This is a genomic window from Pseudomonas sp. C6002 (assembly GCF_013385805.1).
Lineage (GTDB): Bacteria > Pseudomonadota > Gammaproteobacteria > Pseudomonadales > Pseudomonadaceae > Aquipseudomonas.
On record NZ_JACAPH010000030.1, the window covers coordinates 78,558 to 104,910 of the forward strand.

A 26,353-nucleotide genomic window follows, 5' to 3' on the forward strand; every position below is an offset into this window, starting at 1 on the left:
GTTTTTCTCCTGGGGTCGTTAATCAAGACTAGCAGTGAATTCTCGTACTGCTTCTGGCGGCTATTGCGATGTGAAAGTTCAGATTTACTGCACTTTCTGAAACCGCCGCAGTCGGAAACAACACACGCCACTCAATCACTCCAGGAGAGCCCACATGGCCAACACCTCTTTACGCAAAGCGTCATTGGAAAGCATGGAAGCCGAGATTTCGAGCCTGCTCAAATCTTTGGAAAGCCTCAAGGACGATGCGTCTGACGAGTCGCGCAAAACCCTGAAGGCCCTGAAAAGCAATGCCGAGAACGCCCTCAAGCATTCTCGCCACCTGATCAGCGATGCCTATGAAGAAAGCAAAGTCAAAATCCGCGAAACCGGTGTTGCAACACGGGACTACGCGCAAGAGCATCCATGGACTACCGCCGGTGTTGCCGTCGGCGCGCTGGGTCTGCTGGCGGCCTACTTGCTGTGCAAACGCGGCGATTAAACGTCCTGGCGCGCAAGCTCAGCCTTGAGCCACTGCGCCAGTTGCCCGGCGCGCCCATCTGCGGCGCGCTTGGGTAGCCACAACGCCAGTTGCGCCGGGGTTTCACTGAAACCCCACGGCGCAACCAGGCGACCCGCTCGCAGGTCCTCTGCCACCAGCGGCTCAGGCGCAATTGCTACCCCCAGCCCGGCCACCGCCGCCTCCAGCAAATAATACAAATGCTCAAACCCCTGACCGTACTTCAACGCGCCAGCGTCGATCCCATGGTGCTGCGCCCAGCTGGGCCAGGCTTGCGGGCGTGAGGTAGTGTGCAACAGGGCCTCACTCAGCAGCGCCTCGGGAGGCGCCTGGCGCAATCGCTCGTAATGGGCAAAACGCGGGCTCATGACCGGGCCGATGCGTTCGCTGGCCAATTCATACACCTGCATATCCGCCGGCCATGGAGGTTCGGCGAACACCAGCAGCGCGTCCAGGCCGGGGCGGCGTGGGTCAAGATCGCCTTCACCCGCCGACAGATGCAGGCGCAAATCCGGCAACTCGGCGTTCAGGCGCCCCAGACGCGGAATAAACCAGCGCGCCAGCAGGCTGCCGGAGCAGCCGAGCACAAACGGCGCATCGGCACTGCTTTGCGTGAGCTCGGCGCAGGTGTCCCTCAGTCGCTCGAACGCCTCGAAACTCGCATCCCGCAGACGAATGCCGGCATCTGTGAGTTTGAGGCCGCGCCCGTCCTTGGCGAACAGGCTGACGCCGAGGTGTTCTTCCAACACCTTGAGCTGCCGGCTGACCGCACCATGGGTCACATGCAGTTGCTCAGCGGCCTGGCTAACGCTGTTCAGGCGCGCAGTCGCCTCAAAAGCGCGCAAAGCATTCAGCGGTGGGAGGTCTCGGCTCATCTGTGAGTTTTCCTGACAGGTTGTGGCGATCTTATCGGTTTTCACGTGGAAGCGTCAGGGGTAGAGTGACCGTCATTGCCTCTTACACATTTTCTACCTGGAGCGTCCCATGACTCAGACCCAGACCGATTTACGCAACGGCCCGGATGCCAATGGCCTGTTTGGTTCGTTCGGCGGCCGCTACGTGGCGGAAACCCTGATGCCGTTGATCCTTGACCTGGCCCGCGAATACGAAGCGGCCAAGATCGATCCGGCCTTCAACGAAGAACTGGCCTACTTCCAGCGCGACTACGTCGGACGCCCAAGCCCGCTGTACTTCGCCGAGCGCCTGACCGAGTTCTGCTGTGGCGCCAAGATCTACCTCAAGCGCGAAGAGCTGAACCACACCGGCGCCCACAAGATCAACAACTGCATCGGCCAGATCCTGCTGGCGCGGCGCATGGGTAAAAAACGCATCATCGCCGAGACCGGCGCCGGCATGCACGGTGTGGCCACCGCCACCGTCGCCGCGCGTTTTGGCCTGCAATGCGTGATCTACATGGGCACCACCGACATCGAGCGCCAACAGGCCAACGTATTTCGCATGAAGCTGCTGGGCGCTGAAGTGATCCCGGTAGTCGCCGGTACCGGCACCCTGAAAGACGCGATGAACGAAGCCCTGCGTGACTGGGTGACCAATGTCGACAGCACCTTCTACCTGATCGGCACCGTGGCCGGCCCGCACCCGTACCCGGCGATGGTTCGCGACTTCCAGGCCGTGATCGGCAAGGAAACCCGTACCCAGCTGCAGGCCCAGGAAGGCCGTCTGCCCGACAGCCTGGTGGCGTGCATCGGCGGCGGTTCCAATGCCATGGGCCTGTTCCATCCGTTCCTGGATGACACCAGCGTCGAGATCATCGGCGTTGAAGCGGCCGGCTACGGCATCGAGACCGGCAAACACGCGGCCAGCCTCAACGGCGGCGTACCGGGTGTGCTCCACGGCAACCGTACCTTCCTGTTGCAGGACGACGATGGCCAGATCATCGACGCCCACTCGATCTCAGCGGGCCTCGACTACCCGGGCATCGGCCCTGAACACGCCTGGTTGCACGACATCGGTCGAGTCCAGTACACCTCGGTGACCGACGATGAAGCCCTCGACGCCTTTCACAAATGCTGCCGCCTGGAAGGGATTATTCCTGCACTGGAAAGCGCCCACGCCTTGGCCGAAGTGTTCAAGCGCGCGCCGACCTTGCCGAAAGATCACCTGATGGTGGTCAACCTGTCCGGCCGTGGCGACAAAGACATGCAAACCGTGATGCACCACATGGAACAGTCCAAGCAGGAGAAACACTAAATGAGCCGCCTGCAAACACGTTTTGCGCAACTGAAAGAACAAAACCGCGCCGCCCTGGTGACCTTCGTCACCGCTGGCGACCCGGGCTATGACACCTCGCTGGCGATCCTCAAGGGCTTGCCGGCGGCCGGCGCCGATGTGATCGAACTGGGCATGCCGTTCACTGACCCGATGGCTGACGGCCCGGCCATTCAACTGGCCAACATCCGCGCGCTGACCGCCAAGCAGAACCTCACGAAAACCCTGCAAATGGTTCGCGAGTTCCGCGAGGGCAACAGCGACACGCCGCTGGTGCTGATGGGCTACTTCAACCCGATCCACATGTACGGCGTGCCACGCTTCATCAGCGATGCGAAAGAAGCCGGCGTCGACGGCCTGATCGTGGTCGACATGCCGCCGGAACATAACGGCGAGCTGTGCGACCCGGCCCAGGCTGCCGGTATCGACTTTATCCGCCTGACCACGCCGACCACCGACGACGCGCGCCTGCCGACCGTGCTCAACGGCAGCTCAGGGTTTGTGTACTACGTCTCGGTGGCCGGTGTGACCGGCGCAGGCGCCGCGACCCTGGAACACGTCGAAGAGGCCGTGGCCCGTCTGCGTCGGCATACCGACCTGCCGATCAGCATCGGTTTCGGCATCCGCACCCCGGAGCAGGCCGCTGCAATCGCCCGCCTGGCAGACGGTGTGGTGGTGGGGTCGGCACTGATCGACCACATCGCCAACGCCAGCAATGATCAACAGGCCATCGACGGTGTATTGACCCTGTGCTCGGCGCTGTCGGAAGGTGTACGCAACGCCCGTAAGTAAGCGGCTCGTAAGCGGTAGGTAAAGTTCCTGATACAGAGGAATCATGCTGGCAAATCAGCACCTAAGCTAACAAGACCAAGGGATTTCGAACCCGGTTCGAAATCCCTTTTTTGTTCGTGCAGTACTGAGGAAACAGCCCCATGAAAATCCCCAAACGTTTGATTGCAGGTGTAGGTGTGCTGGTGCTTGGCGCCAGCGCCCTGGTCCAAGCTGCGCCCTATGATCAGGGTGGCGGACCTGACCGTGGTGGCCCACAGGGCCAGCACGATCAACGTGGCGATGACCATCGCGGGCCGCAGGACAACCACCGTGGCGGGCCGCCTCAGGACTTTGGTCCTGTGAGACAGGTCATCCGCGACAACCATGGCGACTTCCGCCGTGGCGCGCCGCCGCCTCCCGGCATCCACCTGGTGCGCGGCCAGCGCCTGCCGCCAAACTACTATGGTGAGCGTCTGGACCCACGGGCGCTGGGCCATCTGCCGCAATACCCTGGTTATGAATGGCGCCGTTCGGGTGGGGACATCGTATTGATCGCCGTTGGCACCAGCATCGTCTATCAGATTCTGGATGGCGCGCTGTACTAGAGCCGGACGGCTTTTGTGGTGAGGGAGCTTGCTGTGGCTGGGGAGCTGGTGTGGCTGGGGAGCTGGTGTGGCGAGGGAGCTTGCTCCCGCTGGGCTGCGCAGCGGCCCCAAAATCCTGGGAGCGCTGCGCACTCCAGCGGGAGCAAGCTCCCTCGCCACACCAGCTCCCTCGCCACAGCAAGCCCCCTCGCCGCAGCAGTCGCCTAAATCTCGATACGCTCGACCTTGCCGACCAACAAGATGTAGGACAACGCACCCAACAACGCCAGCACCGCGATGTACGTAATCGCCGGCGCAAACGAATCCCCGGTCGCCAGAAAGCCAATCACGATCGGCGTGGTAATCGCCGACAGATTGCCGATGAAGTTGAACACCCCTCCGGTCAGCCCCAGCAGCCTTGCCGGCGCCAGGGTCGACACCAGCGACCAGGTGATCGACGCCAGGCCATTGCCGAAAAACGCCACCGCCAGAAACGCAATCACCCACGCCGTGGAATCAACAAAGTTGGCGCCGATGATCGCCGTGGAAATCAACAGCCCGCCAATGATCGGCAACTTGCGCGCAAACCCCACGGACGCTCCCCGGCGAATCAGCCAATCGGAAAACAGCCCCGAACACAGCACCCCGACAAACGCCGCCAGAAACGGCAGCGACGCCAGCAGGCCGGACTTGATGAAGTCCATGCCGCGATATTTCACCAGGTAGGTCGGAAACCACGTCAGGAAAAACCACAACGTGGAATTCAGGCAGAACTGCCCCAGGTAGATCCCCCACAGTTTGCGCTTGCTCAACACGATGCCGAGGTCGACCCAGCTGAACGGTGCCTTGGCCGCCTGCGCCTGGATGTCCACCAACCCGCCGCCTTCGCGGATCAGCTCGATTTCCGCCGCATTCGCGCCTTTGAAATCCCGTGGCTCGCGGTACACCGCGTACCAGATCAACGCCCATACAATGCCCACGCCGCCGGTGGCGACAAACACCATGTGCCAGCCAAAGGTGTGTTGCAGCCAGGCCAACACCGGCGTGAGAAACGCCAGCCCGACAAATTGCCCGGAGGTATAAACGCCGATCGCCGTGGTCCGTTCACGCTCGGGGAACCAGGTGGTGACCACGCGGCTGTTGATCGGGTAGGCCGGGGCCTCCAGGGCGCCCACCGCCATGCGCAATACGAACAGCGCGATGAAGCTGGCGGCGAAACCGAGCATCACCGTGGCCACCGACCACAGCAGCAGGGCGACGCTGTAGAGAATGCGCGGCGGCACCCGGTCCACCAGCCAGCCGCCGGGAATCTGCATGGCCGCGTAGGTCCAGCCGAACGCGGAGAAGATCAACCCGACATGCACCGGGTCGATCCCCAGCTCGCTGGTCAGGGCCGGAGCGGCAATCGACAGGTTGCTGCGGTCCAGGTAGTTGATCACCACGGTGATGAACAGCAGCACCATGATGAAGAAACGCTTTCGGCTGGGCGTGACTAAAGAAGCCTGCCCGGTGAAGGACTCGGATTGCATGGGGGTTGCCTCTTCTTATGGTTATTGAGGACAGGTCTTACTGAAGAAACCGAATCAAATGTGGGAGCGGGCTTGCTCGCGAAAGCGGTCTACCTGCAGCGGATGTGTTGACTGACACTCCGCCTTCGCGAGCAAGCCCGCTCCCAAATTGATCGGGTTTTCACCTCAAATTCGCGGTGTTTACCACTCCGCGAAGCTGCCGTCGGCATGCCGCCAGATCGGATTGCGCCAGCGATGCCCGATGGCCGCGCGTTCGATCACGTATTCCTCGTTGATCTCGATGCCCAAGCCTGGCCCGTTGGGGATTTTCACAAAGCCCTGGTCGTAGTCGAAAACACCCGGATCGCGCACGTAATCCAGCAGGTCATTGCTCTCGTTGTAGTGAATGCCCAGGCTCTGTTCCTGGATGAACGCGTTGTAGCAAACCGCATCCAGCTGCAGGCACGCTGCCAGGGCAATCGGGCCGAGCGGGCAGTGCAGGGCAAGGGCCACGTCGTAGGCTTCGGCCATGTTGGCAATCTTGCGGGTTTCGGTGATACCGCCGGCGTGGGACGCATCCGGCTGGATGATGTCGACGTAGCCTTCGCTGAGCACGCGCTTGAAGTCCCAGCGCGAGAACAGGCGCTCGCCGAGGGCAATCGGGGTGCTGGTGAGCGGCGCCAGCTCTTTCAGCGCTTCGTAGTTTTCGCTGAGCACCGGCTCTTCGATAAACATCAGTTTGTAGGGGTCGAGTTCCTTCATCAGCACCTTGGCCATGGGTTTGTGCACCCGGCCATGGAAGTCGACGCCGATGCCGACGTTCGGACCGACCGCATCCCGCACGGCGGCGACGTTGGCCAGGGCCTGGTCGACTTTTTCGAAGCTGTCGAGAAATTGCAGCTCTTCGGTGCCGTTCATTTTCACCGCGGTAAAACCACGGGCCACGGCTTCCTTGGCGGCGCGGGCAGTGTCGGCCGGGCGGTCGCCACCGATCCACGAATACACGCGGATCTTGTCGCGCACCTGGCCACCCAGCAAGTCGCTGACCGACACGCCGAGGGCCTTGCCCTTGATGTCCCACAGCGCCTGGTCGATACCGGCGAGAGCGCTCATATGGATCGCGCCGCCACGGTAGAAACCGCCTCGATAGAGCACGGTCCAGATGTCCTCGATATTGCGTGGGTCCTTGCCGATCAAGTAGTCGGACAATTCCTCGACGGCGGCAGCCACGGTATGGGCGCGGCCCTCGACAACGGGCTCGCCCCAACCAGTCACGCCCTGGTCGGTTTCAACCTTGAGGAAGCACCAGCGCGGCGGGACGATGAAGGTGGTCAGTTTGGTGATTTTCATCTTCTTATCTCTCTTGTAGATGGAGAACGCTGATCAGCCCAAGGCATGCCAGGCGGCGACGTAGGCCTGGGCGTTGCTCGCCACTTGGGCGACGCTCATGCCCGGCTTGAATAACCCGGAGCCCAGGCCGAAGCCCTTGACGCCCGCGTCGAAAAATACCTGCATGTTGTCCGGGGTGATGCCGCCCACCGGCAGCAGCACGGTGCCGGCGGGCAGTACCGCGAGCCAGGCCTTGACCACCGCCGGGCCCATTTGCTCGGCCGGGAACAGCTTCAGCACGTCGGCGCCTTCGGCCAGCGCGGCAAACGCTTCGGTGGGCGTGGCCACACCCGGCGACAGATACAGGCCCGCGGCCTTGGCGGCTCGCAGCACCTTGGCATCGCTATGGGGCATGACGATCACCTGGCCGCCGGCGGCTTTGACTTGATCGACCTGTTCCGGGGTCAGCACGGTGCCGGCGCCGATCAGGCAATCGGCGGGCAGGCTGTCCCGCAGGATGCGGATGCTGGAATAAGGATCCGGCGAGTTCAGCGGCACTTCGATCACCCTGAAGCCCGCCGTGTACAACACCTCGCCGATCGCCAGCGCCTCCTCCGGTCGCAGGCCGCGCAGGATCGCGATCAAACCGTTGTGTGTCAGTGCTTGCTTGAGCATGTCGGGCCTCTCGTCAGGTTGCAGGCAGCAGCCCCGCCGCCATGGCCAGCTGCCAAAGGCCACGCTCGGTAGCCTCCTGCGCCAGGATCACGTGGGGGAAGCCACAGAGTTGGAGTGCACGCTGGTAGCGGGTGCAGAGTTGGGGTGTGCCGACCAGGACGATGTCGCGCTGCTGGCTGGGCTTGCGAGTGCGCAGGCCGGTCAGTTCGTGGCCAATCAACAGCCCGGACAGATAGTCCGGTTGCTCGTCAGGCGCCAGCTCGCCGGTCAATCCCAGGGAGCGTGCGCTGAACAAGTTCGACAACAGGCCCGTTTGGCCGTCTGCCGACAGCGCAACCTGAACACCGCGATCAAAAGCGGCCACCTGGAACTGTTCGGAAGGGCGCTGGGTGCGCCCCAGAATGCTGTGCTGACTGAGCACGGCGAACAACTCGCCGGTCATGAAAGTATCGAAGTGAGTGATGCAGCCTTCCACCACCTCCACCCACTTGGAATGGCTGCCCGGCAGGCCGATCAATACGTCGCGCCCGGTATGGGCAGACAGGCTTTGCAGCACGCCGAGCACCTGGGTTTCTTCACCGCGCATCACATTGGGCAACGCGCCGCGTTGAATCACGCCGGGCACGATGTGCACCGCTGCGCCCCGCAGGCTGCGCACCACATGCAGCGCCTGGCCGAGGGTAGAAACGTCGGCCGGGGTGTCGCGGTAAGCCGCTTCGCTCCAGCCCTGGGCGCTGCCGACCATGCCGCAGGCGATAACGGGAAGGTCGGGCTGGGTGTCGAGCCAGTCACCGCAGGCTGCGTCGAATGCCAGCTCGAACCCGTTGCTGCAGCGAACACCGGCTATTTCCCGGGCTTCAGTGGGCAGGTGCATGATCCCCGACGCCAAGGTGCGCCGTTCGATCACGACGCCTGCCGGGCCGAGCTTGTAAGCACGAAGGGAACTGGTTCCCCAATCGAGCGCGATCAATTGCGCCTGCATCGCTTCACCTGAGTGTTCTGAGCGGATGAGGCGAATATAAACCCAAGACCGGCAAAGTCTCAATATATAAATATCAGTCCCATATATAGGGAAATTGCAGGCTTAAAATATTGACAGATCCAGCGTGCGCATCGCCCCCATCCAGATCGCGTGTTCGGTGTGGTCCTTGAGGTCATCACCGGTGGTCGGGTGCAGGAACACCACCAGGCCGTTGCGGTTGAGGGCCAGCCAAGGCAGCACGACGCCGATGTATTCAGGTTCGAATGCCAGCTGGCAGCTCCAGTCCGGGTGCGGGCCCACCGGGCGTTCATGCACTCGGCCCATGCGCAGCGGAAACAATTGCGCGGCGTCTTCGCAGAGTTTGCGCGCCTGGTCGATGGTGTTGGCGTCGAAATAGATATGGGCGTGGTAGCCCTTGATACGTTGCATGACAGGCTCCGGGCTCATTGATCGGCAAATCCTAGACCGCAATGGACGGCAGGGCCAGACCGGTCAGCGATTGTGCGCTGCTGGCCTGTTCGGTCATCAGCCAGTCGACGAAACGCTCGATCAACTGGCTGCGGCGTTTGCGCTGGGGCAGCACCACGTAATAGCCGAAGCGCGAGATCACCGTGTCGCCAATCGGCCGGCACAGCCATTTTTGCTCCAGCAGGTTATCCACAAGGTGACGCCAGCCGATGGCCACGCCCTGGCCCGCGATCGCGGCCTGGATCAACAGCGTGTAATTGTCGAAACGCAGTTGGCCCGGGGTGGGCGCGGTGGTAATGCCCAGTTCGCGAAACACCCCGCTCCAGTCGAACCACTGGTTGTTGTTTTGCTGGCGCAGGTGCAGCAAGGGGAACTCCAGCAGGCTCTGCACCGACAGTGGCGCGACTCGGTCCTGGAGTAGCTGCGGGCTGCACACCGGGAACACTTCCTCGTTGAACAGCCACAGGCTGTCGCCCTGTTTGAAGCGGCCGTCACCGAACAGCACCGCTACATCGATATCGCTGCGCAACGTGGCGTGGTTACGCTCGCTGGTGACCAGGCTCACGTCCACCTGCGGGTTGGCTTCATGGAAACGATGCAGGCGTGGCATCAGCCAATACGCGGCGAAGGCAAAGTCGGTCGCCACCTGCAGGACTTCATGCTGGTCCTGCTCGGCAATCGCGCTCAGGCCCTGGTTGATGCTCTGCAAACCGGCCTGTACCTGCTCGAATAACAAGGCGCCCGCGTCGGTCAGCTCGATGCCACGGTAGATGCGATCAAACAGGCGCACCTTCAGCTGTTCTTCCAGGCGCTTGATCTGCTGGCTGATGGCCGGCTGGGTGGTGCCCAACTCCATCGCCGCTGCCGTAAAGCTGCGTTGGCGCGCTGCGGATTCAAAGGCACGCAGCAGGTCGAGTGACAGGTGACCGAGGGATTGATACATAAGCTGGGCTTATCCTAGACATTGCTTCTTATGGGCTTTACCACGATTTCCATGGCCTGCATGCTCATTCGCATAAACATCGACTATGGAATGCCGCGAAACCATGAAGCGCAAGAACATTCTTTTTATCATGGCCGATCAAATGGCCGCGCCGATGCTTCCGTTCTACGGTCCTTCGCCTATCAAACTGCCAAACTTGAGTCGCCTCGCCGCTGAGGGCGTGGTGTTCGACGCCGCTTACTGCAACAGTCCGCTGTGTGCGCCATCGCGCTTTACCCTGGTGAGTGGGCAGTTGCCGAGCAAGATCGGCGCCTACGACAACGCGGCCGATTTCCCCGCCGACGTGCCGACCTATGCCCACTACCTGCGCCGCCTCGGCTACCGCACCGCGCTGTCGGGCAAGATGCATTTTTGCGGCCCCGACCAGCTCCACGGCTATGAAGAACGCCTGACCAGTGACATCTACCCGGCCGACTATGGCTGGGCCGTGAACTGGGATGAGCCGGACGTGCGCCCCTCCTGGTACCACAACATGGCGTCGGTGCTGCAGGCCGGGCCGTGCGTGCGCACCAACCAGCTGGATTTCGACGAAGAGGTAGTGTTCAAGGCCCAGCAGTACCTGTTCGACCATATCCGCGAAGATGGCGACCAGCCGTTCTGCCTGACCGTGTCGATGACGCACCCACACGACCCTTACACCATTCCCAAACCGTTCTGGGACCTGTACGACGACAACGACATCCCGCTGCCTGCAACACCGCCACAGGCTGACCTCGACCCTCACTCCCAGCGCCTGCTCAAGGTCTATGACCTGTGGGACAAGCCGCTGCCGCTGAACAAGATCCGCGATGCACGCCGCGCCTACTTCGGCGCGTGCAGCTACATTGACAGCAACGTCGGCAAGCTGCTGCAAACCCTGGAAGACACGGGCCTGGCCGATGACACCATCATCATCTTCTCCGGCGACCACGGCGACATGCTCGGCGAACGCGGGCTCTGGTACAAAATGCACTGGTTTGAAATGGCCGCCCGGGTGCCGCTGCTGATCAGCGCGCCGGGGCAGTTTGCGGCCGGCCGGGTGACCGCCGCCGTGTCCACCGCCGACCTGCTGCCTACCCTGGTGGAACTGGCCGGCGGCGAGCTGGACCCGAGGCTGGCGCTGGACGGCCGCTCGCTGGTGTCTCACCTGCAAGGGCAGGGCGGGCACGACGAAGTGTTCGGTGAGTACATGGCCGAGGGCACCATCAGCCCGCTGATGATGATTCGCCGTGGCGCCTACAAGTTCATCTACAGCGAGGACGATCCTTGCCTATTGTTCGATGTGCACAACGACCCGCACGAGCGGGAGGACCTCAGCCAGTCACCGGAACACCGGCCACTGTTCGAGGCGTTTTTGCATGAAGCGCGGGCCAAATGGGACATCCCGGCGATCCACCAGCAGGTGCTCGCCAGCCAACGCCGTCGCCGCCTGGTGTTCGAGGCGCTGACCCAGGGCAAGCTGAAGAGCTGGGACCACCAGCCACTGGTAGACGCCAGTCAGCAATACATGCGCAACCACATCGACCTCGACGATCTGGAGCGCAAGGCACGTTTTCCACAACCCTGCCAAAACCAATAAAACTGAGGGGAAGGCCATGCAAAAGTTATCCACCGTGTTGAGCGTTGCGCTGCTGGCATTGAGCAGTGCCGGCGTCTACGCGGACACCAGCTGCGACACCGTGAAGATGGCCGATCCGGGCTGGAGCGATATCGCCGCCACCAATGCCATTACCGGTTTCCTGTTGAACGGCATGGGCTACAAGGCCAAGGTCGACACCCTTGCGGTGCCGATCACCTTTGGCGGGCTCAAGGACGGCCAGGTGGACGTGTTCCTGGGTAACTGGATGCCGGCGCAGCAGGGCTTCTACGACAAGTTCGTGGCCAATGGCGATGTGGTGCAACTGGCGAAGAACCTCGACGGCACCGAGTTCACCCTGGCCGTGCCGGACTATGTCTGGGACGCCGGGGTGCATGACTTTGCCGACCTGAACAAGTTTGCCGACAAGTTCGACAAGAAGATCTACGGCATCGGTTCGGGTGCGCCGGCGAATCTCTCGTTGCAGGAAATCATCAAGAAGAACGACTTTGACCTGGGCCAGTGGAAGCTGATCGAGTCCAGTGAACAGGCGATGCTGGCCGAAGTGTCCCGGGCGGTGAAGAAGCAGAAGTTCGTGACCTTCCTCGGCTGGACGCCGCACCCGATGAACGTGCAGTTGAAGATGCATTACCTCAAGGGTGGGGAGAAGTACTTTGGTGACACCGGCAGCGTGTATACGTTGACCCGCAAGGGCTATGCACAGGCGTGCCCGAATGTGGGGAAATTGCTGACCAACCTGAGTTTCACCCAGGAGATGGAGAACGCCATCATGGCTGAGGTGGTGAACAAGAAGCTCAGTAATGCGGACGCGGCGAAGGCGTGGATCAAGGCGAACCCGGCGGTGCTGGACAAGTGGCTGGACGGGGTTAAAACCGTGGACGGCCAGGATGCACTGGCCGCTGTAAAAGCCACACTCTGATGCACTGATCGTTCCCACGCTCTGCGTGGGAACGCATCCGGTGACGCTCCGCGTCACGACTCAAGAGCGGACGCAGAGCGTCCAAGACGGCATTCCCACGCAGAGCGTGGGAACGATCATCATGAGCCTGATACTCTGATTCAAACCTCTTCAATCGAGTTTTAAATGCCCTGGCCCAACCGCCACAAACTCTTCCCCTTCCTCAGCTGGCTCCCGCGCCAAACCCGCGCCAGCGTCGGAAGGGACGCTGTCGTCGGCCTGAGCGGTGCAGTCCTGGCATTACCCCAGTCCATTGCCTACGCGCTGATCGCCGGGCTTCCACCGGAGTATGGCCTGTACGCCGCGATCATCCCGGTATTGATCGCCTGCTTGTGGGGCTCTTCCTGGCACCTGATCTGCGGCCCCACGGCAGCCATCTCTATCGTGCTCTACGCCAGCGTCAGCCCGTTGGCCGTGCCCGGCTCCCAGGACTACATCACACTCATCCTGTTGCTGACATTCCTGGCCGGCGTCTTCCAATGGCTGTTGGGTATGCTGCGCTTCGGCGCCCTGGTGAATTTCGTCTCGCATTCAGTGGTGCTCGGCTTCACCCTCGGCGCTGCGGTGGTGATCGCCCTGGGCCAACTGCCCAACCTGCTGGGGCTGGACCTGCCCAGCCAGGCCACGGCGATCAACAGTCTGCTGGCGCTGATCAACCATGCCGGGGAGTGGAATCGTCCTTCACTGGTGCTCGGGCTCGGCACCTTGCTGGTGGGGGTGCTGCTGAAACTCTGGGTACCGCGCTGGCCAACCCTGTTGATCGCACTGGCCCTGGGCAGCCTCATCCCGTGGCTGTGGCCGACGATGTTCGGGGAGGTGGCGCGGGTCAGTTCATTTGTCGGCAAGCTGCCACCGTTCAGCCCGCTGCCGATGGACCTGGACATGGTCCTGCGCCTGCTGCCGAGTGCCGTGGCGGTGGGCATGCTGGGGCTGGTGACCAGCCTGTCGATTGCGCGCTCACTGTCGGCCCGCTCCCAACAATTGCTCGATGCAAATCAGGAAGTGCGCGCCCAGGGTTTATCCAACATCGTCGGTGGATTTTTCTCGGGGTACTTGTCGGCGGGTTCCTTCACACGGTCGGGCCTGAGTTATGAGGCAGGCGCCTGTTCGCCGCTGGCGGGAGTGTTTTCCGCGTTGTGGGTGGCGTTGTTCGCGCTGTTCGGTGCGGCATTGATTGCGCATATCCCGATCCCGAGCATGGCCGCCAGCATCCTGCTGATTTGCTGGGGGTTGGTCGACCATCGTGGTATTCGGGCGCTGTTCCGGGTCAGCCGCGCAGAGTTCGTGGTGATGAGCCTGACCTGCATCGCCACGCTGTTGCTGGAGTTGCAAACGGCCATTTACGCCGGGGTGCTGGCGTCGCTGTTTTTCTACCTCAAGCGCACCTCACAGCCGCGGGTCCAGCAATGGCGTGACGGAGAGGACGATGTGCTGCGAGTCGGCGGGTCGATCTTTTTTGGCGCCAGCCATTACCTGCAAGTACGGCTGCAAAGCCTGCACGGCCAGCGGGTGGTGATCGAGGCGCAGCAGATCAACTTCATCGACTATTCCGGGGTGGAGATGCTGCACCAGGAAGCGCGCCGATTGAATGGAGTGGGGCGCAGCCTGGCGTTGCGCAAGGCCCGGCCGCAGGTGGTGGAAGAGCTGAAGAAACTGGAAGGGGCCGACAAATGCCCCATCCATTTCGAAGACTGAATGCGGTTAAAACTGTGGGAGCGGGCTTGCTCGCGAATGCGGTGTGACAGTCGCCGTATGTATCGACTGATCCACCGCATTCGCGAGCAAGCCCGCTCCCACATTTGGATTGCGTCAGGCCAGTTGGCTACGCAATTCAGCCAGCACCGGCGCGGAGTCCGGTCGAACGCCGCGCCACAGGAAGAACGCTTCCGCGGCCTGTTCCACCAGCATCCCCAGGCCATCCATTGCCACCGCCGCGCCCTGCTCACCGGCCCAGCGGCAGAAAGCCGTAGGCTCTTTGCCGTACATCATGTCGTAGCAAAAAGTCTTTCCGGGTTCGATCAGGCTGCCGGCAATCGGCGGTACATCGCCTGACAGGCTGGCGGACGTGGCATTGATGATCAGATCCACCGGTTCACGCAGCCAGTCGAAACCGCTGGCGGACACCGGGCCGAGATCGTCGAACAGCTCGGCGAGCAATTCCGCTTTTTCCACGGTGCGATTGGCAATGATCAGCGAAGCCGGCTGCTCAGCCAGCAACGGCTCCAACGCGCCGCGCACCGCACCACCGGCACCCAGCAGCAGGATACGTTTGCCTTGCAGGCTGAACCCGGCATTCACCGTCAAATCCCGCACCAGGCCGGCGCCGTCGGTGTTGTCTCCCAACAGGCTGCCATCGCCGAGCTTGCTCAGGGTATTCACCGCGCCGGCCCGTTGGGCGCGTTCGGTCAGGGCGTTGGCCAGGCGATAGGCCTCTTCCTTGAACGGTACGGTGACGTTGGCGCCACGGCCTTGTGCGAAAAATGCTTTTGCACAGCCGGTGAAATCCTCCAACGGCGCGAGCAAGGTGCTGTAGTCCAGTTGCTCGCCGGTCTGTTCGGCGAACAGACGGTGAATCAGCGGCGACTTGCTGTGGCCGATGGGGTTGCCGAAGACGACATAACGATCCATCAGACCGCCGCCTTGGGCAGCACACCCAGCCAGTCGCGGTCTTGCAGGAAGTAGTCGGTTAGGCGCGCTTCTTCGCTGTCGGGGGCGGCTTTCCAGTCATAGCTCCAGCGCACTTGGGGTGGCAGCGACATCAGGATCGACTCGGTACGCCCGCCCGATTGCAGGCCAAACAAAGTGCCGCGGTCGTAGACCAGGTTGAACTCGACGTAGCGGCCACGGCGGAATTCCTGGAATTCGCGCTGCTGCTCGGTATAGGCCATGGCCTTGCGGCGCTGGACGATTGGCAGGTAGGCGTCGATGTAGGCGTCGCCGATGGCGCGCATGAAGGCGAAGCTGGTGTCGAAGTCCCACTCGTTCAAATCATCGAAGAACAAACCGCCGATGCCCCGCGGTTCGTTGCGGTGCTTGATGTGGAAGTAGGTGTCGCACCAGGCCTTGTAGCGCGAGTACACGTCCGGGCCAAACGGCGCGCAGGCCTGTTCGGCGACGCGGTGCCAGTGGATGCAGTCTTCTTCGTTGCCGTAGTAGGGCGTCAGGTCGAAGCCGCCGCCAAACCACCACACCGGCTCTTCGCCTTCTTTTTCAGCGATGAAAAAACGCACATTGGCGTGGGAAGTCGGCACATGCGGGTTGTGCGGGTGGATCACCAGCGACACGCCGAGGGCTTCAAAACCGCGACCGGCCAATTCCGGGCGATGGGCACTGGCGGACGGTGGGAGGCCGCTGCCAAACACGTGGGAAAAGTTAACGCCGCCTTTCTCGATTACCGAACCGTTTTCGATCACACGGGTGCGACCGCCGCCGCCGGCAGGCCGGGTCCAGGCGTCTTCGATAAAGCGAGTGTCCGTCTCGAAGGTTTCCAGGGCGCTGCAAATGCGGTCTTGCAGGTCAAGCAGGTAGGCTTTGACAGCCTCGGTGCGGGTAGTCATGACATCACCTTGAATCGGGCAACGCTACACGAGGCCATTGGGCATCGGCGGCAAATGGGCGCACAGGATACCACTGCACCCACTGCTGCCACAGTTGACGAAGATCAAGCTTAGGAGTCCGATAGGGGGCTACGCGAAATGACTTAAGGAGAGTGCAGATGGCCAAACGTATCCAGTTCCGTGCCCATGGCGGACCCGAAGTGCTTGAGTATGTGGACTACACCCCGGCCGAACCCGGCCCGCAGCAGGTTCGCGTGCAGAACAAGGCCATTGGCCTGAACTTCATCGACACCTATTTCCGCAGCGGCCTGTATGCACCACCGGCCTTGCCGTCGGGCCTGGGCGCAGAAGGTGCCGGCGTGGTTGATGCGGTGGGCAGCGAAGTCACTCAATTCAAGGTCGGCGATCGCGTGGCCTACGGCAGCGGCCCGCTGGGCGCCTACAGCGAATTGCATGTGTTGCCGGCTGCCAACCTGGTGCACCTGCCGGACGACATCAGCTTCGAACAAGCCGCCGGCGCGATGCTCAAGGGCCTGACGGTGCAGTACCTGTTGCGCCAGACCTATGAGTTGAAGGGCGGCGAAACCATTCTGTTCCACGCCGCTGCCGGTGGCGTCGGCTCCCTGGCTTGCCAATGGGCCAAGGCCTTGGGCGTGAAGCTGATCGGTACCGTGAGTTCGCCGGAAAAAGCGGCGCTGGCCAAATCCCTCGGCGCCTGGGAAACCATCGACTACAGCAAGGAAAATGTCGCACAACGCGTGCTGGAACTGACTGACGGCAAGAAGTGCCCAGTGGTGTACGACGGCGTAGGCAAGGACACCTGGCTCACCTCGCTGGACAGTGTTGCGCCACGCGGGCTGGTGGTGAGTTTCGGTAATGCTTCGGGGGCGGTGGATGGGGTCAACCTGGGGATTCTGGCGGCCAAGGGCTCGCTGTATGTGACCCGGCCGACATTGGCGACCTATGCCAACAACCCGGAAAACCTGCAGGCGATGGCGGATGATCTGTTTTCGATGATCATCAGCGGGAAGCTGCAGATTGATATTAACCAACGGTTTTCGTTGGGGGATGCGGCGAAGGCTCAGGCAGAGTTGTCGGCGCGGCGCACGACTGGGTCGACCATTCTGCTGCCATAGGGCGTTGGATTTTCAGCGGCTTTGAGGGCCTCTTCGCGAGCAAGTCGAATCGTCGCACCGCCGCTCCCACATTTGACCGCGTTCCAAAAGTTGGACTCGGTCAAATGTGGGAGCGGGCTTGCTCGCGAAAGCAGGCGGCTCGGTCTTAAGACGGCCGCACAACCTCACCCGTCGCCAGATCCCGAATCAGACTCGGGTTCTTGCGCCCACCCAGATTCCCCCCCAATACCAGATCCACCTGCCCGCGGAAGTACTGCTCCACACGAATCCGCGTGCGCGCCGCCGGGCGGCCCTGCGGGTTGGCCGAGGTGGAAATCAGTGGCCCGACCAGCGAGCACAGATCCCGCACTTGCGGATGATCAGTCACCCGCAACGCCACCGTGTCATGCACCCCGGTAATCCACTCGGGCAGCAAGTCCTGATGGGGCACCAGCCACGTATTCGGGCCAGGCCAGGTACTGGCCATGCGGTCCATCCACTCATCGGGAAAATCTTCGAAGAGAAAATCGAACTGACGGATATTGTCGGCAATCAGGATCAGCCCCTTATCCACAGACCGGCCCTTGATCGCCAGCAACCGATCCACCGCTTCTTCGTTCCAAGGGTCACAGCCCAGGCCCCAGACCGCCTCAGTTGGATAGGCAATCACTGCGCCTGCGCGAATTTCTCGTGCGGCTTCTCGCACACGCCACCTGTTGACCATTACTCACTCTCCGGACTAAAGCTCTGCGCAGTTTACCGATCTTCGTTACAAAACCTAGCCGCGCGCAAGCCAGCGCCCGCTTTCGCAGATCACCCGGCCTTCCAGTTCCAGCTCCGTCAGGCTGGCCAGCACCTCGGACAAGGCCCTGCCACTGGCAATCGCCAGGGCTTCACTGGTGTGGGGCGCCGCGTGCAACAGCGCCACCAGCGGATGATTGACCGCAATCGGCGCCGGGCGGGAGAGGGCCTGCCAGCCACGCAGGTTTTCGAGAATGTGCTCGATGGTTTCCACCAGCACCGCGCCATCGCGGATCAGTTGATGGCAGCCTTTGGCCCCGGGGTGATGGATGGAGCCGGGGATGGCGTATACCTCGCGCCCTTGCTCCGCCGCCAGCCGCGCGGTGATCAGCGAACCGCTGGCCATGCTGGCCTCCACCACCAGTACCCCAAGCGACAGGCCACTGATAATACGGTTGCGGCGCGGGAAGTTGCCGGCCTGGGGCGCGGCGTCCAACGGAAACTCGGAAACCACGGCGCTGCCTTGGGCAATCATCGCCTCGGCCAAGCGTCGATGGCGCTGTGGATAAAAATTTTCGAGCCCGGTGCCCAGCACGCCGATTGTATGTCCACCAACATCCAAAGCCGCCTGGTGAGCAGCACCGTCGATACCCAGGGCAAGGCCACTGGTGATGACAAAACCGGCACTCGCCAGGCTGCGGGAAAACGCGGCGGCGGTATCCATTCCTGGCCTGGAGGCGCGACGGCTGCCGACCATCGCCAGCTGCGGTTTCTCCAGAATCGCCGGGTTGCCGGCGACGAATAATAGCGGGGGTGCATCATCCAATTCTGCAAGCAATGCCGGGTAGTCGGGTTGGTCCCACATCAGCAAATGCTGGGCCGGACGCTCCAACCAGGCCAATGCCGCACTGGCACCATCACGTACTTCCTCGCAACGCCGGGCATCGGCGCTGGCCACCTTGAGCCCCAGGGAGCGCCAGGCACTGGCCGGTGCGCTGATGGCTTTTGACGCAGAACCAAAGGCCTCGATAAGTTTTTTAAAGCCCTTGGGACCCAGTTCCGGCAGCCTGTGCAAGCGTAGTCGGGCTTCCAGTTCTGCCGGGGAAATTTCACGGTCATTCGTCGGTAACATATGATCGTCCTTGATCGGAACAAGCTGTGGATAACTCTGTTGGTAACTTATTTAGCAACCTAATTATTGTCTTCGTTCAGGCGCCTCAAAACGGTCCATTACCGCCAGCGAACGCGACGCGCTGAGCACCAGGCCGTAGCTGAGCTTTTCGTAGGTGCGGAACACCAATAGCGTCCCGGCCGGCTCGTCGGGCATCTTCACCGGAGCACCGGTCACTCGGTCCCGAACGGTTTCCCCGGTTTTCACCACGGCCAGCAAATGGCCTTCCATCAGGCCGTCACGACGGCCCTTGTTCAGCGTCACCGCGTCCAGCACGCCGATCTGCGTCACGCCCCGTGGCACGTCGATGATGTGCCCGGCAGTGGCGCGAGCAGGCATCTGAATCACCAGGCTGGCCAGGTCGATGGGCGCTTGCTGGCTGAGCAATCGGTCGCCGGGCCGCACTTCCTGGGTGACGCGCTGCACACCCAACGTGCTGACATCGCCCGCCGTCACAAAACGTGCGGTGCCAATGTCGTCGACGTTGATACCCAGCAATTCCTGGCTTTGCGGGTCGGTATAGGCCTTGCCGCGACGGAAGATCCCGTAGCTTTCGACTGCAGGGTCCAGGGCACCTCGCGCATAAATACGCTCGCCATCGGCGCCCAATACTCGTCCGGCATCTGCTGCAACAATATAGGGAGCGTGCTCCAGTTCCTGGGGGGTATCGAGAATGCGGTTGTGCAGTAAAAAGCGCTGGATGGCCTGCTGCGTATGAAGCGGCAACGGTTGGCCGGCCTGTGGATAGCTCTCGGGAACCTGGGCAATAACGGCCTGGGCCCACAGCAGCAAGACGAGTAGCGATTTCCTCATGGGGTGAATCTCCTTTATTATGTGCATTCGCGTGAAACGCCTTGGCCTTCGCGGCTTTCGGACGTTTTCCCACGGCACTTATCCCGGCACATCAAGGGTCCATCCCCGGCGCCGACTTGCCTTTACCTCACATGTGCAGCAATTACGCTTATGGCTATTTTGAACATCCTCGAATTTCCGGACTCACGCCTGCGCACCATCGCCAAGCCAGTGGCCGTAGTGGACGCCAAGGTTCGTCAGTTGGTCGATGACATGTTTGAAACAATGTATGAAGCCCCGGGTATCGGCCTCGCCGCGACCCAGGTCGACGTGCATCAGCGCGTCGTGGTCATGGACCTGTCCGAAGACCGCAGCGAGCCCCTGGTGTTTATCAACCCTGAGTTCGAAACCCTGACCGACGAGATGGGCCAGTACCAGGAAGGCTGCCTGTCGGTGCCCGACTTCTACGAGAACGTCGACCGTCCCCAGCGCGTCAAGATCAAGGCCCTGGACCGTGACGGCAAGCCGTTCGAGATGATTGCCGAAGGCCTGCTGGCGGTGTGCATCCAACACGAGTGCGACCACCTCAACGGCAAGCTGTTTGTCGATTACCTGTCCACGCTTAAACGCGACCGGATCAAGAAGAAGCTGGAAAAGAAGCATCGCCAGCAAGCTTGATTCCCTTCTTTCAAAGGCTTGCTCCGGCAAGCCTTTTTCTTTTGTGAGACGTTTCCCATGACCGAGCCACTGCGCATCGTTTTTGCCGGCACCCCCGAATTCGCCGCCGAACACCTCAAGGCCCTGCTCGCCAGCCCTTATGAAATCGTGGCGGTCTACACCCAGCCCGATCGCCCGGCCGGTCGTGGGCAAAAACTGATGCCCAGCCCGGTCAAGCAGCTGGCACTTGAGAACAACATTGTGGTGCTGCAGCCGCCAACCCTGCGCAACGCCGACGCCCAGGCCGAACTGGCTGCGCTGAAGCCGGACCTGCTGGTGGTGGTGGCGTATGGTTTGATCCTGCCCCAGGCCGTGCTGGATATCCCGCGCCTGGGTTGCATCAACAGCCACGCCTCGCTGCTGCCTCGCTGGCGTGGTGCGGCACCGATCCAGCGTGCCGTTGAAGCCGGTGACGCCGAAAGTGGTGTGACCGTGATGCGCATGGAAGCGGGCCTGGACACCGGCCCGATGCTGTTGAAAGTCACCACTCCGATCACCGGTCAAGACACCGGCGGCAGCCTGCATGATCGCCTCGCCGAAATGGGCCCGCCGGCTGTCGTCCAGGCCATCGCAGGCCTGGCTGCCGGCACCCTGCAAGGTGAAGTTCAGGACGACAGCCTCGCCACCTACGCCCACAAATTGAACAAGGATGAAGCCCGCATCGACTGGAGCCGCCCGGCCGTTGAGCTGGAGCGTCTGGTGCGTGCCTTCAACCCGTGGCCGATCTGCCACAGCATGCTCAATGGCGAGGCCTTGAAAGTACTGGCCGCCACCCTGGCCGAAGGCAAGGGCGCCCCCGGCGAGATCATCGGCGCCAGCAAGGACGGCCTGTTGGTAGCGTGCGGTGAACAGGCGCTGTGTCTGACCCGTCTGCAATTGCCCGGCGGCAAGGCGCTGAACTTCAGCGATTTGTTCAACAGCCGCCGTGAGAAATTTGCCGTTGGCATCGTCCTCGGCCAAGCGGTGGACGCGCAATGAACCCACGTCTGGCCGCCGCCAAGGCCCTGGCCGCCGTGCTCAACGGCAAGGCTTCCCTCAATAGTTCGTTGCCGACCCAACTGGATAAAGTCGAAGACCGCGATCGCGGCTTTACCCAGGACCTGGCCTTCGGTACCGCCCGCTGGCAGCCACGTTTATCGGCGCTGGCGGCCAAGCTGCTGCAAAAGCCGTTCAAGGCGGCAGACGCCGATGTCGAGGCGCTGCTGCTGGTGGGCCTGTATCAACTGCTCTACACCCGCGTGCCGGCCCACGCGGCCATCGGCGAAACCGTCGGTTGCGCCGACAAGCTGAAAAAGCCTTGGGCCAAGGCCCTGCTCAACGCCGTGCTGCGCCGCGCCCAGCGCGAAAGCGAAGCGCTGCTGGCCGAGCTGGAACATGACCCGGTGGTGCGCACCGCCCACCCGCGCTGGCTGCAAAAATCCCTGAAGGCATTCTGGCCCGAGCAATGGGAAGCCATCTGCGCCGCCAACAACGCGCACCCGCCGATGATCCTGCGGGTCAATCGCCGTCATCACACCCGCGACGCTTATCTCACATTGCTTGGCGAAGCCGGTGTAGCGGCCACGGCCTGCGTCTACAGCCAGGACGGCATCGTTCTTACAGAACCGGGCGATGTACGTAACCTGCCCGGGTTCGCCGAAGGCTGGATCAGCGTGCAGGACGAAGCCGCTCAACTGGCCGCCGACCTGCTGGACCTGGCCCCAGGCCAACGCGTACTGGACGCCTGTTGCGCCCCCGGCGGCAAGACCTGCCACATCATGGAAGTGCAAGCAGACCTGGCCGGTGTCGTCGCCGTCGACCTGGAAGCCAAGCGCCTGGTGCGTGTGCGGGAAAACCTCGCCCGCCTGGGCCTCAGCGCCGAGCTGATCGCCGCTGACGGCCGCGACACCGCCACCTGGTGGGACGGCAAGCCGTTCCAGCGCATCCTGCTGGACGCACCGTGCTCCGCCACCGGCGTGATCCGCCGCCACCCGGACATAAAGCTGACCCGCCAACCCGACGACATCGCCGCCCTGGCCGTGCTGCAAGGCGAGTTGCTGGACGCGTTGTGGCCGACCCTCGAAGTAGGCGGCATCCTGCTGTACGCCACCTGCTCGACGCTGCCTACCGAAAACACGGAAGTCATCGAAGCCTTCCTTGCTCGCACCAGCGGCGCACGGGAACTGGACCTCGACATCCAGGCCGGGATCAAGCAGCCTCATGGCCGCCAGTTGCTGGCCCAGGAAGGCGGCCACGACGGGTTCTATTACGCCAAGCTGATCAAGATTGCCGCCGCTCGCGGCTGAATGGTTTTAAGGGAGTGACCGGATGAAAATCATCATCCTCGGCGCAGGGCAGGTTGGCGGTACGCTGGCCGAGCATTTGGCCAGCGAAGCCAACGATATCACCGTGGTCGACACCGACGCGGAGCGCCTGCGGGATTTGGGCGACCGTTTGGACATCCGTACCGTACAAGGCCGCGCCTCGTTTCCTACAGTGCTGCGCCAGGCCGGTGCCGACGATGCCGACATGCTGGTGGCAGTCACCAATAGTGACGAGACCAACATGGTTGCCTGCCAGGTCGCCCACACCCTGTTTCACACTCCGACCAAGATCGCCCGAGTGCGTGAGGCCGCGTACCTGACCCGCGCCGGACTGTTCGACAACGACGCGATCCCGGTCGATGTGCTGATCAGCCCGGAACAGGTGGTGACCCATTACATCAAGCGCCTGATCGAACACCCGGGCGCCTTGCAGGTGATCGACTTCGCCGAAGGCAAGGCACAGCTGGTGGCGGTCAAGGCCTACTACGGCGGGCCGTTGGTGGGCCAGCAACTGCGCCAACTGCGCGAGCACATGCCCAACGTCGAGACGCGGGTGGCGGCGATCTTCCGTCGCGACCGGCCGATCCTGCCCCAGGGCGATACGGTGATCGAGGCTGACGACGAGGTGTTTTTCATCGCCGCCAAAGCGAACATTCGCGCGGTGATGAGCGAAATGCGCCGTCTGGATGAAACCTATAAACGCATCGTCATCGCCGGCGGCGGGCAGATCGGTGAGCGCTTGGCCGAGGCCATCGAAAGCCGCTACCAGGTGAAGATCATCGAGATGAATCCGGCACGCTGCCGGTATTTGTCCGACACCCTCGACAGCACCGTGGTCCTGCAGGGCAGCGCCTCGGATCGTGATCTGCTGCTGGAAGAAAACATCGCCGACGCCGATATCTTCCTGGCCCTGACCAACGATGACGAAGCCAACATCATGTCGTCGTTGCTGGCCAAGCGGCTGGGGGCGAAGAAGGTGATGACCATCATCAACAACCCGGCCTACGTCGACCTGATCCAGGGCGGCGATATCGACATCGCCATCAGCCCGCAACTGGCGACCATCGGCACCTTGCTGGCCCACGTGCGGCGCGGCGATATCGTCAGTGTGCACTCGTTGCGCCGGGGTGCGGCGGAAGCCATCGAGGCGATTGCCCACGGTGATTCAAAATCGAGCAAGGTGATTGGCAAGGCGATCCGCGATATCGGCCTGCCGCCGGGCACCACCATCGGCGCAATCATTCGCGATGAAGAAGTGATCATCGCCCACGACGACACGGTGATCGCCACGGGCGACCACGTGATTCTGTTCCTTGTGGATAAAAAACATATCCGCGATGTGGAGAAGCTGTTCCACGTGGGCCTGAGCTTTTTCTGATCAAACGGAGTGACCGACATGCTCGAATCCCTGGAAAAAATGCTCGCCAAGGGTGTGGATAACTCACTGCTGCGGCTTGGTTTGGGCAAGGGTTATCTTGATCTGAAGGACAACGCCAAGGCGGCCGAGCATTTGCAGAAATGCGTCGAGTTCGACCCGAAGTATTCGGCGGCGTGGAAGCTGTTGGGCAAGGCGCAGTTGGGGCAGGGTGATAACGCTGCAGCGCGGTTAGCTTGGGAGAAGGGTATTGAAGCGGCCCTGGCACATGGCGACAAGCAGGCCGAAAAGGAAATGACCGTATTCCTGAAGAAACTCGACCGCCAAGCTTAAGCAGAACCCAATGTGGGAGCGGGCTTGCTCGCGAAGGCGTCGTGTCAGTCACCGAATTTGTGTCTGATACACCGCCTTCGCGAGCAAGCCCGCTCCCACATTTTGTTTTGTGCCAACCTTGAGTCAGCCGTACATCAATACCACCGCGCCTCACCCGGCGGGCGTTTCTTGAAGCGTTTCATGCTCCACATGTACTGGCTCGGGTAAGCCCCCACATAGCGCTCCACCACCTTGCTCATCGCCGCACACGAAGTGGCGGTGTCGGTGCTGTACATGTCTTCCGGCGCCGCTTCCAGGATCACTTTGTAGCCCGAGCCATCCGGCAGCCGCAGGGCATGCAGGAACACCCCGACCGCCTTGTGCCCCGCCAGCATGTTCGGCACGAACTTGCTGGTCAGCGCCTGGGTGGCGAAGAACGGCACGAAGATCCCGGCCGATTCCGCCGGCTCCGGATCCGCAGGAATGCCCACCTGGCCGCCTTTGCGCACTTCCTTGATGACACTGAGGATGCCTTCCTTGGTGGACGCCGCCACGCGGTTACCCAGTTGCACCCGCTGTTTGCGCAGCAAGTCATCCACCGCCTTGAGCTTCGGCGGGCGGTAGAAAATGATCGGTTTGCACTGGCTGCAATAGAAGTGGTTCAACACTTCCCAGTTGCCCAGGTGGCTGGTGATGCCGACCACGCCTTTGCCCGAGGCCAGGGCTTCGTGCAGCACGTCCAGGCCTTCGACCTCGCGCACCAGGTCGATGGAACGCTGGGCCGGCCAGATCCAGGCGCAGGCGCTTTCGGTCAGGGACTTGCCGATGTCCATCAGGCTGCGTCCAACGAGACGCTCGCGCTCGGCCGGATCCATGTCCGGGAAGCATTTGGACAGGTTGATCCGCACCGTCTCGCGGGAACGGTTGGGGGTTTTCCACATGATCCAGCCAATTGCCGAACCGACCGCTTGCACCGCGCGCCAGGGCAGCAGGGCAAACAACCGAAGAGCGCCTACCAGCAAGGCGCCTTTAAACTTTTCCACAGGTCACTCCTGATCGTGTGTGGTGCGCAAAGCCGCCATTCTAACCGGCGTTGGCGAGGTCCGCGTAACGGTCGCAGTCCTGAGTGTGGTCCATGACCATGCCCGAGGCCTGCATGAACGCGTAGCAGATGGTCGGCCCGACGAACGTGAAGCCGGCTTTTTTCAAGGCTTTGCTCATGGCCTCAGCCTCCGGCGTAATGGCCGGGACCTGGCTGCGGTCCTTGAAATGATTGACCTTGGGCACGCCGCCCACAAACGACCACAGAAACTCCACGGGGTCCTGCAGCGCCAGCCAGGCGGCGGCATTGCGCCGGGTGGCATTGAGTTTCAGGCGGTTACGCACGATGCCCGGATCGAGCATCAGCGCTTCGATCTCGGCATCGCTCAGTTGGGCCAGACGCTGCGCATCAAAGCCGAACAAGACCTTTCGATAATGCTCGCGTTTGCGTAAAACGGTGATCCAGGACAGGCCCGCCTGGAACCCTTCGAGCAAAAGCAACTCGAACAGTCCCTGCGCATCGCGCAGCGGCGTTCCCCACTCCTGATCGTGATAAGCCATGTACAGCGGATCTTCAGAACACCAAAAGCAGCGTGGCATAAGGCTCCAGGGGATGGTGGCGCGGCCGAATCGGGTATACTCCCGCT

The 26,353-nt window shown here is 62.1% G+C and carries 27 protein-coding genes; 13 read left to right on the plus strand and 14 right to left on the minus strand.

The window, feature by feature from the left end; genetic code table 11:
* Window positions 1-154: 154 nt before the first annotated feature.
* Window positions 155-481: a YqjD family protein gene (locus HX817_RS20080; RefSeq protein WP_003170746.1), complete on the plus strand. Its 327-nt coding sequence runs from the start codon at window positions 155-157 to the stop codon at window positions 479-481.
* Here the strand turns inward: HX817_RS20080 and HX817_RS20085 are convergent.
* Complete coding sequence (locus tag HX817_RS20085; protein ID WP_008439584.1) at window positions 478-1,374, minus strand: LysR family transcriptional regulator; 897 nt, start codon at window positions 1,372-1,374, stop codon at window positions 478-480. The two genes, HX817_RS20080 and HX817_RS20085, sit on opposite strands and share 4 nt — an antisense overlap.
* Before the next feature lie 109 nt (window positions 1,375-1,483).
* Here HX817_RS20085 and trpB point away from each other — a divergent pair, with 109 nt between their 5' ends.
* The 3 genes from trpB (at window position 1,484) to HX817_RS20100 (ending at window position 4,104) form a co-directional block, all read left to right on the plus strand.
* Window positions 1,484-2,710 carry a tryptophan synthase subunit beta gene (gene trpB / locus HX817_RS20090; RefSeq protein ID WP_177040942.1) on the plus strand — a complete coding sequence of 409 codons (1,227 nt, stop codon included), beginning with the start codon at window positions 1,484-1,486 and terminating at the stop codon, window positions 2,708-2,710.
* Complete coding sequence (gene trpA, locus HX817_RS20095) at window positions 2,711-3,520, plus strand: tryptophan synthase subunit alpha (RefSeq protein ID WP_102367815.1); 810 nt, start codon at window positions 2,711-2,713, stop codon at window positions 3,518-3,520.
* 140 nt (window positions 3,521-3,660) lie between these two features.
* Window positions 3,661-4,104, plus strand: coding sequence for an anti-virulence regulator CigR family protein (locus HX817_RS20100; RefSeq protein ID WP_003214903.1), 444 nt, complete (start codon window positions 3,661-3,663; stop codon window positions 4,102-4,104).
* 203 nt (window positions 4,105-4,307) lie between these two features.
* On the opposite strand, the gene HX817_RS20105 is transcribed toward HX817_RS20100, so the two are convergent.
* The 6 genes from HX817_RS20105 to HX817_RS20130 form a co-directional block, all read right to left on the minus strand.
* Window positions 4,308-5,612: an MFS transporter gene (locus HX817_RS20105; protein WP_177040944.1), complete on the minus strand. Its 1,305-nt coding sequence runs from the start codon at window positions 5,610-5,612 to the stop codon at window positions 4,308-4,310.
* Between the two features lie 180 nt (window positions 5,613-5,792).
* Window positions 5,793-6,941, minus strand: coding sequence for a galactonate dehydratase (dgoD, locus tag HX817_RS20110; protein WP_003213645.1), 1,149 nt, complete (start codon window positions 6,939-6,941; stop codon window positions 5,793-5,795).
* A gap of 33 nt (window positions 6,942-6,974) precedes the next feature.
* Window positions 6,975-7,595 carry a 2-dehydro-3-deoxy-6-phosphogalactonate aldolase gene (locus tag HX817_RS20115; protein ID WP_003213643.1) on the minus strand — a complete coding sequence of 207 codons (621 nt, stop codon included), beginning with the start codon at window positions 7,593-7,595 and terminating at the stop codon, window positions 6,975-6,977.
* A gap of 13 nt (window positions 7,596-7,608) precedes the next feature.
* Complete coding sequence (locus tag HX817_RS20120) at window positions 7,609-8,577, minus strand: 2-dehydro-3-deoxygalactonokinase (protein WP_177040946.1); 969 nt, start codon at window positions 8,575-8,577, stop codon at window positions 7,609-7,611.
* Between the two features lie 102 nt (window positions 8,578-8,679).
* Window positions 8,680-9,006, minus strand: coding sequence for a DOPA 4,5-dioxygenase family protein (locus tag HX817_RS20125; protein WP_003213639.1), 327 nt, complete (start codon window positions 9,004-9,006; stop codon window positions 8,680-8,682).
* Between the two features lie 31 nt (window positions 9,007-9,037).
* The gene (locus tag HX817_RS20130) at window positions 9,038-9,988 is read right to left on the minus strand and encodes a LysR family transcriptional regulator (RefSeq protein ID WP_102367813.1); all 951 of its coding nucleotides are present in this window, start codon (window positions 9,986-9,988) and stop codon (window positions 9,038-9,040) included.
* A 103-nt stretch (window positions 9,989-10,091) separates the two neighbouring features.
* On the opposite strand from HX817_RS20130, the gene betC reads away from it, so the two are divergent.
* From betC to HX817_RS20145, 3 genes are all read left to right on the plus strand, one after another.
* A complete protein-coding gene (betC, locus tag HX817_RS20135; protein ID WP_008439571.1) occupies window positions 10,092-11,606 on the plus strand; it encodes a choline-sulfatase in 1,515 nt (504 codons plus the stop codon).
* A gap of 16 nt (window positions 11,607-11,622) precedes the next feature.
* Window positions 11,623-12,543, plus strand: coding sequence for a choline ABC transporter substrate-binding protein (choX, locus tag HX817_RS20140; RefSeq protein ID WP_177040948.1), 921 nt, complete (start codon window positions 11,623-11,625; stop codon window positions 12,541-12,543).
* Window positions 12,544-12,708: 165 nt separating this feature from the next.
* Window positions 12,709-14,277 carry a SulP family inorganic anion transporter gene (locus HX817_RS20145; RefSeq protein WP_177040951.1) on the plus strand — a complete coding sequence of 523 codons (1,569 nt, stop codon included), beginning with the start codon at window positions 12,709-12,711 and terminating at the stop codon, window positions 14,275-14,277.
* A gap of 114 nt (window positions 14,278-14,391) precedes the next feature.
* Here the strand turns inward: HX817_RS20145 and aroE are convergent, their stop codons facing one another.
* Window positions 14,392-15,210, minus strand: a complete 819-nt coding sequence (aroE, locus tag HX817_RS20150; protein WP_134325487.1) for a shikimate dehydrogenase — start codon at window positions 15,208-15,210, stop codon at window positions 14,392-14,394.
* On the minus strand, window positions 15,210-16,139 hold the full coding sequence (hemF, locus tag HX817_RS20155; protein WP_003213625.1) for an oxygen-dependent coproporphyrinogen oxidase: 930 nt from the start codon (window positions 16,137-16,139) through the stop codon (window positions 15,210-15,212). Before hemF ends, aroE begins: the two co-directional genes overlap by 1 nt.
* 158 nt (window positions 16,140-16,297) lie before the next feature.
* On the opposite strand from hemF, the gene HX817_RS20160 reads away from it, so the two are divergent.
* The gene (locus HX817_RS20160) at window positions 16,298-17,275 is read left to right on the plus strand and encodes an NADPH:quinone reductase (RefSeq protein WP_008439566.1); all 978 of its coding nucleotides are present in this window, start codon (window positions 16,298-16,300) and stop codon (window positions 17,273-17,275) included.
* Window positions 17,276-17,420: 145 nt separating this feature from the next.
* On the opposite strand, the gene HX817_RS20165 is transcribed toward HX817_RS20160, so the two are convergent.
* From HX817_RS20165 to HX817_RS20175, 3 genes are all read right to left on the minus strand, one after another.
* Entirely contained in the window at window positions 17,421-17,978 is a 558-nt protein-coding gene (locus tag HX817_RS20165) for an L-threonylcarbamoyladenylate synthase (RefSeq protein ID WP_003213622.1), read from the minus strand.
* 54 nt (window positions 17,979-18,032) lie between these two features.
* Window positions 18,033-19,127, minus strand: a complete 1,095-nt coding sequence (dprA, locus tag HX817_RS20170; RefSeq protein WP_003213620.1) for a DNA-processing protein DprA — start codon at window positions 19,125-19,127, stop codon at window positions 18,033-18,035.
* A gap of 63 nt (window positions 19,128-19,190) precedes the next feature.
* Window positions 19,191-19,979: a peptidoglycan-binding protein gene (locus HX817_RS20175; protein WP_177040953.1), complete on the minus strand. Its 789-nt coding sequence runs from the start codon at window positions 19,977-19,979 to the stop codon at window positions 19,191-19,193.
* A gap of 150 nt (window positions 19,980-20,129) precedes the next feature.
* On the opposite strand from HX817_RS20175, the gene def reads away from it, so the two are divergent.
* From def to HX817_RS20200, 5 genes are read left to right on the plus strand one after another with little or no spacing between them, the layout of a single operon-like run.
* Window positions 20,130-20,636, plus strand: coding sequence for a peptide deformylase (def, locus tag HX817_RS20180; protein WP_003213617.1), 507 nt, complete (start codon window positions 20,130-20,132; stop codon window positions 20,634-20,636).
* Window positions 20,637-20,693: 57 nt separating this feature from the next.
* Window positions 20,694-21,653, plus strand: coding sequence for a methionyl-tRNA formyltransferase (gene fmt, locus HX817_RS20185; RefSeq protein ID WP_177040955.1), 960 nt, complete (start codon window positions 20,694-20,696; stop codon window positions 21,651-21,653).
* A complete protein-coding gene (gene rsmB, locus HX817_RS20190; protein WP_102604438.1) occupies window positions 21,650-22,960 on the plus strand; it encodes a 16S rRNA (cytosine(967)-C(5))-methyltransferase RsmB in 1,311 nt (436 codons plus the stop codon). Before fmt ends, rsmB begins: the two co-directional genes overlap by 4 nt.
* Window positions 22,961-22,982: 22 nt before the next feature.
* Entirely contained in the window at window positions 22,983-24,356 is a 1,374-nt protein-coding gene (gene trkA / locus HX817_RS20195) for a Trk system potassium transporter TrkA (RefSeq protein WP_003213611.1), read from the plus strand.
* Window positions 24,357-24,374: 18 nt separating this feature from the next.
* A complete protein-coding gene (locus HX817_RS20200; RefSeq protein WP_177040957.1) occupies window positions 24,375-24,686 on the plus strand; it encodes a lipopolysaccharide assembly protein LapB in 312 nt (103 codons plus the stop codon).
* A 134-nt stretch (window positions 24,687-24,820) separates the two neighbouring features.
* Here HX817_RS20200 and HX817_RS20205 read toward each other — a convergent pair whose 3' ends face one another.
* Entirely contained in the window at window positions 24,821-25,708 is an 888-nt protein-coding gene (locus HX817_RS20205; RefSeq protein WP_177040959.1) for a lysophospholipid acyltransferase, read from the minus strand.
* Window positions 25,709-25,748: 40 nt separating this feature from the next.
* Window positions 25,749-26,306 carry a DNA-3-methyladenine glycosylase I gene (locus HX817_RS20210; RefSeq protein ID WP_087694571.1) on the minus strand — a complete coding sequence of 186 codons (558 nt, stop codon included), beginning with the start codon at window positions 26,304-26,306 and terminating at the stop codon, window positions 25,749-25,751.
* Window positions 26,307-26,353 lie beyond the last annotated feature (47 nt).

Excerpts from the sequence above, each read along its gene's own strand:
- HX817_RS20130 (WP_102367813.1), bottom strand. The coding sequence starts at position 9,988 with ATGTATCAATCCCTCGGTCACCTGTCACTCGACCTGCTGCGTGCCTTT.
- betC (WP_008439571.1), top strand. The coding sequence starts at position 10,092 with ATGAAGCGCAAGAACATTCTTTTTATCATGGCCGATCAAATGGCCGCG.
- HX817_RS20125 (WP_003213639.1), bottom strand. The coding sequence starts at position 9,006 with ATGCAACGTATCAAGGGCTACCACGCCCATATCTATTTCGACGCCAAC.
- HX817_RS20100 (WP_003214903.1), top strand. The coding sequence starts at position 3,661 with ATGAAAATCCCCAAACGTTTGATTGCAGGTGTAGGTGTGCTGGTGCTT.
- trpB (WP_177040942.1), top strand. The coding sequence starts at position 1,484 with ATGACTCAGACCCAGACCGATTTACGCAACGGCCCGGATGCCAATGGC.
- HX817_RS20210 (WP_087694571.1), bottom strand. The coding sequence starts at position 26,306 with ATGCCACGCTGCTTTTGGTGTTCTGAAGATCCGCTGTACATGGCTTAT.
- choX (WP_177040948.1), top strand. The coding sequence starts at position 11,623 with ATGCAAAAGTTATCCACCGTGTTGAGCGTTGCGCTGCTGGCATTGAGC.
- trkA (WP_003213611.1), top strand. The coding sequence starts at position 22,983 with ATGAAAATCATCATCCTCGGCGCAGGGCAGGTTGGCGGTACGCTGGCC.
- HX817_RS20165 (WP_003213622.1), bottom strand. The coding sequence starts at position 17,978 with ATGGTCAACAGGTGGCGTGTGCGAGAAGCCGCACGAGAAATTCGCGCA.
- rsmB (WP_102604438.1), top strand. The coding sequence starts at position 21,650 with ATGAACCCACGTCTGGCCGCCGCCAAGGCCCTGGCCGCCGTGCTCAAC.
- HX817_RS20105 (WP_177040944.1), bottom strand. The coding sequence starts at position 5,612 with ATGCAATCCGAGTCCTTCACCGGGCAGGCTTCTTTAGTCACGCCCAGC.
- HX817_RS20120 (WP_177040946.1), bottom strand. The coding sequence starts at position 8,577 with ATGCAGGCGCAATTGATCGCGCTCGATTGGGGAACCAGTTCCCTTCGT.
- HX817_RS20085 (WP_008439584.1), bottom strand. The coding sequence starts at position 1,374 with ATGAGCCGAGACCTCCCACCGCTGAATGCTTTGCGCGCTTTTGAGGCG.
- dgoD (WP_003213645.1), bottom strand. The coding sequence starts at position 6,941 with ATGAAAATCACCAAACTGACCACCTTCATCGTCCCGCCGCGCTGGTGC.
- aroE (WP_134325487.1), bottom strand. The coding sequence starts at position 15,210 with ATGGATCGTTATGTCGTCTTCGGCAACCCCATCGGCCACAGCAAGTCG.
- HX817_RS20160 (WP_008439566.1), top strand. The coding sequence starts at position 16,298 with ATGGCCAAACGTATCCAGTTCCGTGCCCATGGCGGACCCGAAGTGCTT.
- HX817_RS20145 (WP_177040951.1), top strand. The coding sequence starts at position 12,709 with ATGCCCTGGCCCAACCGCCACAAACTCTTCCCCTTCCTCAGCTGGCTC.
- HX817_RS20200 (WP_177040957.1), top strand. The coding sequence starts at position 24,375 with ATGCTCGAATCCCTGGAAAAAATGCTCGCCAAGGGTGTGGATAACTCA.
- trpA (WP_102367815.1), top strand. The coding sequence starts at position 2,711 with ATGAGCCGCCTGCAAACACGTTTTGCGCAACTGAAAGAACAAAACCGC.
- HX817_RS20115 (WP_003213643.1), bottom strand. The coding sequence starts at position 7,595 with ATGCTCAAGCAAGCACTGACACACAACGGTTTGATCGCGATCCTGCGC.
- hemF (WP_003213625.1), bottom strand. The coding sequence starts at position 16,139 with ATGACTACCCGCACCGAGGCTGTCAAAGCCTACCTGCTTGACCTGCAA.
- fmt (WP_177040955.1), top strand. The coding sequence starts at position 20,694 with ATGACCGAGCCACTGCGCATCGTTTTTGCCGGCACCCCCGAATTCGCC.
- HX817_RS20175 (WP_177040953.1), bottom strand. The coding sequence starts at position 19,979 with ATGAGGAAATCGCTACTCGTCTTGCTGCTGTGGGCCCAGGCCGTTATT.
- HX817_RS20080 (WP_003170746.1), top strand. The coding sequence starts at position 155 with ATGGCCAACACCTCTTTACGCAAAGCGTCATTGGAAAGCATGGAAGCC.
- def (WP_003213617.1), top strand. The coding sequence starts at position 20,130 with ATGGCTATTTTGAACATCCTCGAATTTCCGGACTCACGCCTGCGCACC.
- dprA (WP_003213620.1), bottom strand. The coding sequence starts at position 19,127 with ATGTTACCGACGAATGACCGTGAAATTTCCCCGGCAGAACTGGAAGCC.